Origin of the sequence: Viridibacillus arvi (genome assembly GCF_001274945.1) — a bacterium.
Classification (GTDB): Bacteria; Bacillota; Bacilli; order Bacillales_A; family Planococcaceae; genus Viridibacillus; species Viridibacillus arvi.
On the sequence record NZ_LILB01000005.1, the window covers coordinates 571241 to 583951 of the forward strand.

General features: G+C 31.6%; 13 protein-coding genes and 1 pseudogene. 6 read left to right on the forward strand and 8 right to left on the reverse strand.

Translation table 11 applies throughout. The annotated features are described in order from the left end of the window. Positions 1–76 precede the first annotated feature (76 nt). Complete coding sequence (locus AMD00_RS12025) at positions 77–1063, reverse strand: DMT family transporter (protein WP_053417303.1); 987 nt, start codon at positions 1061–1063, stop codon at positions 77–79. A gap of 152 nt (positions 1064–1215) precedes the next feature. Next, the gene (locus AMD00_RS12030) at positions 1216–1533 is read right to left on the reverse strand and encodes a hypothetical protein (protein ID WP_157059243.1); all 318 of its coding nucleotides are present in this window, start codon (positions 1531–1533) and stop codon (positions 1216–1218) included. 555 nt (positions 1534–2088) lie between these two features. On the opposite strand from AMD00_RS12030, the gene AMD00_RS12035 reads away from it, so the two are divergent. The 4 genes from AMD00_RS12035 to AMD00_RS12050 all read left to right on the forward strand — a co-directional run bounded on the left by AMD00_RS12035 (position 2089) and on the right by AMD00_RS12050 (position 6192). Continuing rightward, positions 2089–2655, forward strand: coding sequence for a MarR family winged helix-turn-helix transcriptional regulator (locus tag AMD00_RS12035; RefSeq protein WP_053417305.1), 567 nt, complete (start codon positions 2089–2091; stop codon positions 2653–2655). Positions 2656–2741: 86 nt separating this feature from the next. Beyond that, entirely contained in the window at positions 2742–3770 is a 1029-nt protein-coding gene (locus tag AMD00_RS12040) for a serine hydrolase domain-containing protein (protein WP_053417306.1), read from the forward strand. Between the two features lie 536 nt (positions 3771–4306). Continuing rightward, a complete protein-coding gene (locus AMD00_RS12045; RefSeq protein WP_053417307.1) occupies positions 4307–5431 on the forward strand; it encodes a YibE/F family protein in 1125 nt (374 codons plus the stop codon). Continuing rightward, the gene (locus tag AMD00_RS12050; protein WP_053417308.1) at positions 5431–6192 is read left to right on the forward strand and encodes a YibE/F family protein; all 762 of its coding nucleotides are present in this window, start codon (positions 5431–5433) and stop codon (positions 6190–6192) included. The genes AMD00_RS12045 and AMD00_RS12050 overlap by 1 nt, the downstream gene beginning before the upstream one ends. Positions 6193–6789: 597 nt before the next feature. On the opposite strand, the gene AMD00_RS12055 is transcribed toward AMD00_RS12050, so the two are convergent. The 3 genes from AMD00_RS12055 to AMD00_RS23570 all read right to left on the reverse strand — a co-directional run bounded on the left by AMD00_RS12055 (position 6790) and on the right by AMD00_RS23570 (position 8561). Continuing rightward, a complete protein-coding gene (locus AMD00_RS12055; RefSeq protein ID WP_053417309.1) occupies positions 6790–7458 on the reverse strand; it encodes a DUF4097 family beta strand repeat-containing protein in 669 nt (222 codons plus the stop codon). 17 nt (positions 7459–7475) lie between these two features. Next, positions 7476–8129: a hypothetical protein gene (locus tag AMD00_RS12060; RefSeq protein WP_053417310.1), complete on the reverse strand. Its 654-nt coding sequence runs from the start codon at positions 8127–8129 to the stop codon at positions 7476–7478. Between the two features lie 189 nt (positions 8130–8318). Further along, complete coding sequence (locus AMD00_RS23570) at positions 8319–8561, reverse strand: P-loop NTPase family protein (protein WP_169786356.1); 243 nt, start codon at positions 8559–8561, stop codon at positions 8319–8321. A 142-nt stretch (positions 8562–8703) separates the two neighbouring features. Between AMD00_RS23570 and AMD00_RS12065 the strand changes: the two genes are divergently transcribed. Continuing rightward, positions 8704–9486 carry a MerR family transcriptional regulator gene (locus AMD00_RS12065; RefSeq protein WP_053417311.1) on the forward strand — a complete coding sequence of 261 codons (783 nt, stop codon included), beginning with the start codon at positions 8704–8706 and terminating at the stop codon, positions 9484–9486. 456 nt (positions 9487–9942) lie between these two features. On the opposite strand, the gene AMD00_RS12070 is transcribed toward AMD00_RS12065, so the two are convergent. From AMD00_RS12070 to AMD00_RS12080, 3 genes are all read right to left on the reverse strand, one after another. After that, positions 9943–10341: a DUF3139 domain-containing protein gene (locus AMD00_RS12070; RefSeq protein WP_053417312.1), complete on the reverse strand. Its 399-nt coding sequence runs from the start codon at positions 10339–10341 to the stop codon at positions 9943–9945. Between the two features lie 319 nt (positions 10342–10660). Then, complete coding sequence (locus AMD00_RS12075) at positions 10661–11191, reverse strand: SH3 domain-containing protein (RefSeq protein ID WP_053417313.1); 531 nt, start codon at positions 11189–11191, stop codon at positions 10661–10663. Positions 11192–11334: 143 nt separating this feature from the next. Next, positions 11335–11736: a DUF4309 domain-containing protein gene (locus AMD00_RS12080; RefSeq protein WP_053417314.1), complete on the reverse strand. Its 402-nt coding sequence runs from the start codon at positions 11734–11736 to the stop codon at positions 11335–11337. Between the two features lie 394 nt (positions 11737–12130). Here AMD00_RS12080 and AMD00_RS12085 point away from each other — a divergent pair. Then, positions 12131–12547: pseudogene (locus AMD00_RS12085) on the forward strand (tyrosine-type recombinase/integrase); the annotation flags it as partial. Positions 12548–12711: the final 164 nt, after the last annotated feature.

Sequence of the window (12711 nt, forward strand, 5' to 3'; positions counted from 1 at the left end):
TTAGTTCAATAAGAAACAGAGTTAACTAAGTAACCTTTGATTTTCAACAAACCGATTCCGGAACAATAATAAAGGGTTAATAATCTTTCTTACTTTTTAAATCGCTCTTTGCCCGAGAAAATTCAGTTTTAAAAGAATCTATAATTGTTAACTTATTTTTTTCTACATAGATACTAAAAACACCTAATAAAAATAATAAAATAACGCCGATTAAAGTCGTTGTTGACCAAGATAATCTTGGGTCAAATAGTTGAAAGAAAAATGTAAACACAGGTACGAAGCAGAGCGACATCATCACTAAAAACGTCTCACAATATTGAATACCTTTCTGTAATAAATACATTGGGATTAAAACACCAGCAATTGTTACCAGTAAAATCCACAGTACATTATCAAAAAAATAGTCAAATAAAATGTCATAAGTAAAAATAAATGATAAAAGTACGATACCATAAAAACGGTGTGTTAAAATCATCGAGCTTGTCCACCCTACCGAACTTAGTTGCTTTGAATAGCTCGTACAAAGTACAGCTCCTAAACCACAAAAGGCACTCGCTATTACACCTAAAATAGTATTTGTATTTTGGTTCATTTGAACAGCTGAATTACCATTAAAGATAGAAATGATTAATAAGAAGCAAGCTAATAAAGTACCCAGTGCAATTCCCCACTGTGCTTTAACGATAAACTGTCTCTGTGTTAATGCAAGGAAAATCACAAATAATGGTCCTAAGCCCATCTCAAGCGAACTAACGATTGCTGGTTCAATGAATTTCAATGCGAAGTAAAACCCCATAAATGCTAGTACAGATGATAAATTTAATTTAAGCAACGATTTCCAAGTTGATTTCCATTTATATTCTACCTTTTGATTTCTAGCAAAAAAGGAAAAATAACAAGCAGTCAAAAAGAAACTGATACCTGTAAATATAAATGGATGCAAATTTTGTACATGGCTTGCGTAAAATACTTGGCTTGTTGCAGTTAATAAAGCTGATAACAATAATGCAATTACACCTTTCGTATAAATTCGATTTTCAGAAACATTCGCTTTAAGCCCCACTTTTATCCCTCCTCCATCGTTTGCATTAAATAAATTATTTTAATTTTACATATATATCCAATGCTTCTTCAACTAACCTGCCCTGTTAGTTCAATAAAAAATTGAACATGTATCCTTCAAATTTTTTTCTATCATTTTGAAGTTCGACTAATCTATACATCTCCTTCTTCTATTTTTTTAATTAATAGCACATAATCATCTTTTTCAATGGTTACTGCAACTCTATCTAATCTATTTCCTCCTGGATAATAATATAATTGCTCATTGAATTTTATATCAAAATGTACGACTGTTTGAAGAATAAAATTTAAAATTTTAAAGCTTTCTAAATCAACTCCTTCTTTCAATTGGTTTTTAACGTGAATAACTACTAGATCTTCGATATTCTCAAATCTAACTCTTCTAGGGGAAATATTATTACGCATACATGTCCTTTTTAACAGATTCTGATAATAATCAGTTTTTATCATGATAAATCGCCTCACATTCAATTCGACGTATACGCCTAAGAACAACCATTTTGAACTCTTTATTTTGTCATAAAAATGGAATTCCTTTCCCAACTAAACTGACCTTCTGTCCTGTTAGTTGAATAAGAAAAAAGAGCTGTCTGAACAGCTCATAGATCTTCTACTAAAGCACCCATTAGTTTAAGTATATTCCTTGACAAACTTTGTTGATTTTACATAAATGATCTTATTCATTACAGGAATGCTGCCCCGACAGCTGCATATTGAACAAGGCTGCTTATTAACATTCCCCTTCAGCTCTTGTATCTGGTAGGTTGCATTGTATGTTTCGGCTACTCATAACATTATCTTTATCCCAAACTTGTCAGCAAAACAATAAGAAAAAATTTAATTATTAATCTTCAACTTAAAATAACTGGTTGCGAACGGTAGTTATTTTCTTATTGAATTAAAGGACTGTTTTATAAAAAAACAAAATAGACAGTATATTGACTAAAATAAGGAAATACGATACCATCAAATTAGACAGTATATTAACTAAATTGGAGGTTGAATATGGACATTTACAGAGAACTTTTTTTAATGCAGCAAACTTACGGTACCTTATTTTCTCTAGCAAATAAAATTCAGGTAAAAGGTGACAAGTTCCTTGAACTTTTAACATCCAGACAGTATATGGCAATGGTGGCAATTGCGCATTTACCTGAAGATGAAACGACTTTGAATAACATTGCTCGAAAATTAGGCACCACAAAACAAAGTGTAAAACAGTTAATCACCATTATGGAAAACAAGGGATATGTTAACGTAGTTCCTAGTAGTAAAGATAAACGTGCAATTAACGTAAAAATAACTAATAAAGGAAAAGACGTATTGCTTGTTGTTGCAGAAAAAGGAATCTTTTTTTTGGAAGAACTTTTTAAAAACCTATCAACTGAAGAATTAGAAACAATGTGGGACCTTTTAAAGAAACTTTATAGTTTTGACGGTGAAGGACACGATGGATTTGAAGAAGATGGTAACTTACAAATGGATGAAGTTAACATTGAACTACAATCAAGAGTAATGAAGGAGTTTGAGATAAAAAGAGTTCAATCAATTAATAAGGGAAATAAAGTGTAAAAATAAATTCTATAGACTGATTTAATTTTGATTAATATAAAGATTTTTTTGGATATTTATTAAATTGAGAGAGAAGGAATTCAATTATGTTTGAAATCAGTGATGAAACATTACGATTAATCAAAAGAGCCAGCAAAGGAAAAAAAAATTTAAAACTAACTGTTGGCTATTTAACAGACAATAATTCTGTAATAAAAATTTATAATGAAAGCGGTGAACTTGATTCATCAATAAAATATCATTATGAAATTGGGTCTATTACAAAGACTTTCACTGCATCCTTACTATCAAAATATGTAATTGAAAAAAAGTTGTCAATACACGATTCAATCCAAAAATATATAGAAGACGTTAAGGGAGACGATTATTATCCTACATTGCTCCGCCTTGCTACTCATTCTTCTGGATATTCTGCAATACTGCCATTAAATAAACGAGAATATTCTAACCTAATTTTGGGTTTGATTATTGGCGGTGATGATTTAAAAAAGAATAATCCGCTAAATATGGATTTTAACAAAATGAAAATGCTAATTGAAAGTAATAAATTAAAAGAAAAAGCTTATTCATGGAAATATTCAAATTTCGGTATATCACTTATTGGGTATGGGTTGGGGATTGTATCAGGCAAGGGATATTGGGACACTATGAATGACTTTCTACATAATGAGCTTGGACTAAGTAATACTTATTTAGGTACATCAAATAATAATTTACATGGTTACGATAGAAAAAATAATGATTGCGGCAACTGGAAATGGAATAAAGCGAATCTTATATCACCTGCGGGTGCAATAAGTTCAACTGCTGAAGATTTACTTAAATATGCAAAAATAAATATTTACGAAGATCAACCATATTTGTGTCTTTGTCATAAAAAACATGGAAATGGAACAAAGAAGTATGATATGGGTCTTGGATGGTTTCTTTTAAAGAAAAACAATAATGTTATTTTGCATGGCGGTGGAACAGGTTGCTTTAGTTCATTTTTAGGGATTGATAAAGAAAAGAAAGTTGCATCCGTAGTTTTGGCCAATTATCAATTAGGTAGAAATGATGATGAAAATATAGGGATTTCCTTATTAGAAAGTCTACAGAAATCAGTCACTTCTTAATTATTCCATAAAAAAGTGCGATTGTGGAGCAACATAAATAGGAAATGATCAAACATTATTTTAAAGCAACATAAACTTTAAATAACACAAAACCATAGAAATGCTTATTGAACTAACCTGCCCCGTTAGTTTAAGTGTAACTTTTCACAATAGATTTCCGATGTCAAATTGATTTTTTGGAAGTAAAAATAGACCATCGAAATGATGGTCTTGTTTAACTAACGCACCCGTTAGTTTAAGTACATTCATTCACAAACTTAAATAGTTTACTGATAGAACTCAGTTTATTAATTTAAGGAACGCTGCTCCTTTTGTGGCATAAAACAATACTAAAAACTCACCAATAATAAGCATTAACTCCCCCAGTTGTTATACAAAAGACGATTTGAATAAGGAACTTCAATCCTATTAGAGCGTTACTATATACGCTGCTACTAATGATCAGCTTGACAATGTGTTATTGTTCGACTTGTCTCCCGCACAATGGACACTTGCAATACATATAGTCAAATTCCCCTAATTGGAGGTTTTTATTATTGTATGACATTTTCAAAAAAAGATATAAACAAGTTTCAATTTATATTTTAATAGCACTTTGTTTCATTCTTTCTGTTTTTTTCGTTCATAACAATGAATCATTTTATGATCGTCCAATCGCTGAAGTCGTTAAGACAGTATTGGAAGATAAAACTGCCTTAACGGATATGTATGATCATAGTGATCATTTGTTTACTCAGCGCATTACAGCCATATTAAAGAATGGCGAAGAAAAAGGTCAACTCATCCATTTAACGAATGAGTATTCATCTTCTGGAGCTATTGACCAAGAATACCATGTTGGAGACAAATTATTTATTTCAATTAATACAAGCCCAGTTAAAAATACAGATTTATCCGGAACGATTATAGATGTGAAACGCGATCAATTCGTATTAATGATAGCCTGGATTTTTATATTTGCATTAGTAATTGTAGGCAAAAGGCAGGGGTTGTTTTCATTAATCAGTTTGATTGTTAATACTCTTCTATTATCCTTCGCATTGGATTTATATGTGAAGCACTCAAACATAAATTTATTATTCATATGTGGTGTATGTGTTTTTTTATTTACGGTTATTTCTTTGTTACTTATTAATGGTTTTAATGAAAAAACTTATGCAGCAATTGTTGCGACACTGATAGGAACTTTTATTTCGCTTTTCATTAGTTATTTTGTGATGTGGTTAACATCCGAAAATGGACTCCGGTATGAAGAAATGCAATTTCTAACTCGTCCTTACCGATTGGTTTTTATGGCTGGTTTATTAATTGGGTCATTAGGGGCTGTAATGGATGTAACTATTACAATGTCTTCTTCAATATTTGCTTTATATGAACAAGATAATAATATTTCTGTCAAAGCACTAAAAACCTCGGGACTAGATATTGGAAAAGATATTATGGGGACTATAACGAGTATTTTGTTTTTTGTATATATTTGCGGTTCAATTCCAATGCTTATTTTATATTTGAAAAATTCTTATGCTTTAGGACAAACACTTTCCATAAACCTTTCATTAGAATTAGCTCGAGCTCTCTCAGGTGGTATTGGCGTCGTCTTAACAATTCCCATCAGTCTTTATACTTCTATTTTTTTCATTAATAGAAAGAGGGCGAAATGATGAATGTATTAGTGTGGCTCGCAGCCATCTTATTTATATTGATGGTACTAATTGGTGGTAAAAAAGGGGTAAGGTCTTTTCTTTCATTATTTTTAAACATTGGGGTCCTCTTTGTTGCTATCTTTTTTATGACAAACCCAGAAAATAGTCCAATTATTATCACATTCATTGCCTGTACACTTATAAGCTGGATTAGCTTATTCTATATAAATGAAAAGAACAGCAAAACAATCACCGCTTTCATTTCTACGATGATTACCATAGTAATTTTACTTCTTTTTATTGTCATAGTAACAGAGAAATCTAAGATACAGGGATTTGGAGAAGAATCAACAGAAGAAATTAGCATGTTTTCACTTTATATAGGGGTGAATTTCGCCCAAATTGGAGCCTCTGTAATTATTATGAGTACAATTGGTGCAATATTAGATGTAGCCATTTCTATCGCTTCTTCCATGCATGAAATATATCATCACAACCCCATCATAAGCAGAAAAAAATTATTCACATCAGGATTAAACATTGGAAAGGATATTTTAGGTACAGATACGAATACGCTATTTTTCGCTTTCTTTGGTGGATATTTAGGATTGCTTATATGGTTTAAAGATTTATCTTACTCGATCGGCGATATAGTTAATTCCAAAGTATTTAGCACTGAGATTATTACTATATTTTGCGCAGGTATCGGGATAGCGCTCATTATCCCCATTACTGCTTCGGTGAATGCATATTATTTAGTAAAAACACGTGAAAAATAAGAAAATTTAAGAAAATCGTTTATGAAGCGTCACAACAAACAATCTTTAAAGACTAAAATATACGTATAAGAGATAAAGATAAAGATAAAAAACTACTTGTAGACATAAACACATCTATCCAAAAAAACACTTTAACTAATATTAATCGAGGAAAAGAAATAGAAAAAGAAATCAGAAAATCTTTAAAGGATGCAGATGCAATATCAAAGAATGAACCTCAAATACTAGATGTTAAAATTTACGATTAAAGTAAATAAAAGTTAAACTAAAAAAGATGACCCAGGTTATAACTGGGTCATCTTTTTTCGATAGTCTTGTTCAAGTAAGGCACCCCGTTAGCTTAAGTGCATTTTTTCACAAACTCTAGATATCCTTTCAGTTATTTCAGGAATGCTGCCTCGTTAGTTGGTTCAAGAAAACAAGCATCAATTTTTCTTGAATCTTAGGTGGATGCTTTCCGTTCCATGCGCGTACATATGGGGGGGATTTTAAGTCAAGTACATGTTTTGGATATGAACCATCATTTATTGGCTTAAGCCTTGGCATTATTTCATCAACTAAAAGTATAGTAGAGATTAACCATTCAAGCGGAAAAGATTAATCAACAAATTCGAGGTTTATATTACCATTATTAGTGCTGACGTTTAATGTCTTATCGCCTCTACTTTTATTTGGAGGCAAATTACTCTTTCCTTTTTTTGCCTCGCTTAATATAGCGAAATCATCATAAGAACCTACAATTGAGCCACTAATATCGCCATTTTTTGTTTCTAAGGTTACTGTAGTACCTGCGTTCAACTTGTCCAGTTGGATATTACCGTTGTTTATCTTAATATTCACCGCACCAGCAAATGAAAGTGGGGGCAATTCAATCTCTTCGTTTGATGTTTTTAAAATCAGATTTTCTATAGACGCATCAGGTATCCATACCTGAATAGTCCTGTTTTCTTGAGCAGCTTTCCCACCAATATAATCGTCCCAATCTTTATGACTTGCATACACCATGGATAATTCTTTTCCGTCAGATAAATCAATTTTATAAAATTCTTTTTCACTTTCATTATAAGAAATATGAATTTTTTCATCTTCAGACTGAAAAAATTCTATTTTTCTATCTTTAACGTCAATTGTAATAGTATCAACTTCTGCAGCTGAAGTGGCATAATTTTTTTCCTCATATGTTATAGGTTCAGAGGAACAGCCCGCTAGTATTACTGACAATATAATTAGTACACTCATTGCAAGTTTTTTTGTAGCATTTATCATTTTTAAACTCTCCTTTGTTAAATCGATCTTCTTTTTAATACAGCTAACCCTACAAATGCCAATACCATACTGATGGAAAGACAAACACTGATGTGCAACAAAGCGTTTCCATTAAACATAATGAGCTTGAAAAAGCCTACCAAAATTTGTCGCAAAGGCTGGATTGGAAGAAACACACAGATGATCGCCACTAGAACAGTGTCCGTCATCCAACCGTACCAATACGATTGCATAGAAAGCAGCACATGTAAGAACACCGCCAGCATCAATAAAAAAGCAAACTGCTGAAAAAATGCTACGAATACACCATTCTCCCACCAACCGCTTAGCTCCAACAAATTAATCACGATTTGTGTTTGATTCATTGGGTCTATTACTAGATGGATAAAAGTATTAACCATTGATATTGACGCTGCGGCGATGATATAGGTAAGGATACTACACCAAAAGTTATCTTTTTTCGTTGCGTTTAAATGAATTAGCTTACTAAAGTTAAAATACACAATGAAAAATGGAATCATGAGCATATAAAGATAAGTGTAGTTTCCTCGGCTTATGGAGATGCTTGCATCCGAAGATGTGGTAGACAAAAGAACGACTAAAATCGTTATAATAAGTGCAATTAAATTACTTGCAAAGTTTCGTTTTATAACAGTTAGAACTGGTTTCATGTTAAATTCCCGCCCTTCTTCTCTACCATACGAATGAAGAAATCTTGAAGGGACAATTTTTCAATTTCGAGATATCTCTTTGACTGATTGGTAAATCAAAAATAAAGCGTGTTAATAAACCTCCAGCTTGTATCTCTCCAATTGTATGCAGATCTTTTGTGACTTTCTCTACTTCCTGTTTTAATCCACTTACGCTATATGCCTTTGTCTCAATTTCCTGTAAGGTATCATAAAAACGCAGGGTACCTTTGCAATTTCATCAACGATATGGGTGGAAATAATAATAATACGCGGATTCCTTGAAAAACTCTCTACTAGCAAATCGTAAAACTCCGTACGCATAATTGCATCAAATCCCAGCACCGGCTCGTCTAAAAGAACAACTGATTTGTTACTCGCAAGGCAGATGATGGTGGAAACCATTGTTTTCATACTTAACGAAAGCGTATTAAATTTTTTACCGGCATCTAGCTTACCTCTCTTATTTTACTTTTTCATGAAATTGCGATTTTTTCAGTACATGATATATTTTCACTATAAACCTTTGTGTTACAAAAAGGTCAAGAGGGGGTTTATGGCTATTTTATACACAATTAAACAAGCAGCAGAAAAAGTAAGCATGACTAATGAAACCTTGAGGCATTATGATCGAATAGGTTTAGTAAAGCCATGTCATAAAGATGAACAAACTGGATATCGGTACTATTCTGATCAGGAGCTCGTACAACTGCAAACAATTGAACTGCTCAAAACAATGGATTTAAATTTGATGGAGATAAAAGACATTTTGCAGCAGAATGAACTCCCCAGAATTATTGCACTTTTAAAACAGGCAGAAAAAAAGGCAGATGAGAAAATCGCTCGCCTGCAATACGCAAAATCAAAAATTAAACGTGCCTATACAAATTATGAAAATAAGTTAAACAGCGTAGATAACCAAAATGGGGAATTCTTTGTCAAACATCTATCAGAAAGGGTAATCATGCTTTCTGATAAATTGGAATACCCTACGATAAAAAATTTATGGAATTATCACAATCATTTTTATAAGCAAATTGAAGAAGAGTTGCAACCACAATTTTTGTTCGAAGATATGGCAGGAATATTTACAACACCAGAAAAAACGCGGTTGTTTACAATTTGCTTAAAATATCCTTCAATAGAGGGGTTAACAATACTACCAGAGGGTAATTATTTATGTGCCAATTGCACCGAAGAGAATAAGGATATGGTATTGCAGAAATCACTTCAAAAGGCAAAGACAGAATTTGGTGTGTGTCCAGATGTCGTTCTTCACTGCATTGTGATAGTTGGGGTTTTGCAATGGAATTATCAGATACAACTGCTCATACAGTGAGGCATATTCATGTACAAAGTGCAAAATAAGTAAATGTAACAATTATCATAAGGTATTCTTTTATGGGTGCTTGGTGTAGCTATTTATCTTAATAGTTATACAAAAATCGGAAGATTACAACTAGTGATACATCCGATTTTTTGTTTTATATGTATAGCGATAATAAAGTTGTTTTCTTCTTATTAGAACTAACACGCCTGTAGTTCAACAAAAATCTCTATAATGCAAGTAACTTTGAAAGAAAATTACAGCTTGTACATCGTCTGGTACAACTTCTCATTCGCTAATGCTTAATGTTGAATTACTAGAGTTACAAGCTGTTAAAATAATTGATGTGAATAAAATTAATACTATTTTTATCTTCCACCCCTTAAATTAATGAAGACACCTCACCTTATTTTTCATTAATACCTTATTCAACTTAATGCCCTGTTAGTAGAATAATGGTATATGGAATTATTCGATTATATATTTATCGATTCCATTTAAAGGGTCATAATTTTTCAAGTCGGATTTATTAATATTACTCTTTATCGCCTCTTCTGTGAGAATATATTCAATTTGATTAACCCCGTCATGTGCAAAATAGATATATTTAACATAAGGTTCATCTTCAAAAACTACTATTACATAAAATGGCGGCAATTTTACTCCATATATTCCATCAACAGATTTTATATCTTTCTTTTCATATCCCTTTTCATCCAATAAATAACTAGTCACTCTCTTTTCATATTCAGTTTTAGTGATTTCTATCTTTAAATAAGCTGCAAAGAAAACTGCACATATAATCACAAGAAATATGAATAAAATGATTTTTACTTTTTTATTCAAAATCGCACCGTCTTTAAACATAAAAACACCTCTTGTCTTATATCATTCTGCATTTCATTCATTATTTCCTTCTTCAACTAACCTGCCCCGTTAGTTCAATAAGGAACTCAAATATTCAAAATATAATAAACAAAATTAACTTATGACCATTCATTTCGAATTTTAAATCGTTAAATAATACAAACACACCCGGAAACCTAAAAACTTTGTAAAACGCAACTAAAAAAGAGCAAGCAATTTTATGCCTACTCTGCTTAGTTCAATCTTCAAATTATTAAATAAACGTATTAACCATTTGACTTTTTTAAAAAGAAAAAACGTGCGCCTGAATGGCACACGTTTATAAATCAACTGGCTGTAAATCCCATCGACTTACAAAACCAATTTGATTTTTGTAAATAATTATTGAGAAATAACCATCATAAGCAAGTGCATTGACAAATTCCCCAGGTGGTACTGTACCAATCACCTTAGATGAGTTACTTGCTAATGCATATACTTTCGCCTTACGATCTACCGCAACTGTTGGGTCTTGACCAATTGCATATTTATATACAGTAACGTTCTTTAACTTTTTCAATTTCGACGGAACTTCTATTGTCTGCAAATACTTACGAGACACATATACCGTCTTCTTATTGAAAATTGTTTTTGCCCAATATTTATCGTAATTTGTATATTTCACAACGTCTCCTTTTGCGAAATGAGCAACAATTTCAGCAGAATTACTTGCCCCAGTTCTAATATTCAAGCCATCCACATTTACTTGTGCAGTCTGATACTTACTTGCTGCAGATATCTTCCCGGGAATAACACTTACAAATAAAAATACTACTAATGATAAAATAATCGCTTTTAATAACTTGTGCATGTTAGTATCTCCTTTTTCAAAATAGCATAATACTATCTCAAGTATAAATTATTAATATTTACTCTACATTTCTTGTTTATTACTACTTCATAATAAATGCGATAACCCCTACTATAATACACAGAATTCCACTTTATTAAAAATTAATACTTATAAACATTGTAACTAACTACTTTGGGATTTTTATCATTTGCATCATTGTATATACTAAGGAATTCAAACGTTAATTCATAGTTTCCAGCTTTATATGTAACAAGATGCGATCCCTTATATTCAATTTCTTTTGCAGGTTTTCCTAAAGTCTCTTTTACAGTATTCAAACGAATAGCATGTACAGCTTTATCGTTTTTGTTTTCGCCTTCTTTTGCTAGTTTCATTACTTGCTGTAAACTATTTGCTTGTTTAGTTACTTTAGTCTTTTGATTAGAATTAATAGTTTTATTATCAACAGTTGCTGCAAAACTTACATCACTTACTCCATTTAACAGTGCTACAGAAACTGTAGTAGCGATTAACAGATTTTTTGTTTTACTTAAATAATTCATTGAAATTCCACCTTAATTTTAAAATTTAATAAAGAGTCCTCTTACTTATATTACGGATGTTTCATATTGTAAACAATAAAGTTATAAATAGGATACAATTGTAATTCTATACCTACCTATATTCAACAAATATCTATAACACTATAAAATATCAACTACTTTCATAATAAATTTAATAGTTAGTATTTATAAAACGTTTTAAAAAGAAAAAAAGTTTTTGTTTTATAAATTTTTTTAGCTTTAATTGTAATTTTGGAACTAAGTCTGGAATTGGCTAATTTCCATTACATTGAAAGTTGGTATAATCGCAAAAAAATTCATGGAGCAATCAACTACTTAACCCAGATGAAGTAGAAAAATTATGTCGAACTACAGCCTGACTTAACTTTTTTGTGTTTCTTTGGAAAAGAACGACAACATTAATTGGTACAATCGATCTGCGATAGTAAGAGGAAAAGGTGACAAGGAGAGAGAAGTTTATTTTAATATAAGGAGCGAAATATGGCGTAAACGCTATATAGACAATCGAAATGACACTGATCCAGCCATCTTCGTGACTGAAAGACATCCTCATAGAATGAGCGCCGCCCAAATGAGATATATTATCAAGCAAATCTCAAATCGTGCAGGAATTAATAAAGAGATACATCCACATCAACTCAGACATAGTTACGCTACTCATTTATTAAACAATGGTGCACCTATTGAAGTCATTCAAAGTCTAATTGGGCATGAGAAAAGCGAAATCACTCGGATTTATGCTCAATTTAGCGGGAGACTTAGAAAAGAGTTTTATCAAAAGTACTTTTAATTAATAAAGGACAACTTCTATATGACGCTGCCCTTTTACTAATGCACCCGTTAGTTGAATAAGGAATAGCAGTTTAATGGTATCGATACCAAACAAACCATCCTTTTTCCTTACTTTTAGCTAAAAATATTTGACCTTGGGCTAAGTCAGCTCCAGGTGCTTTG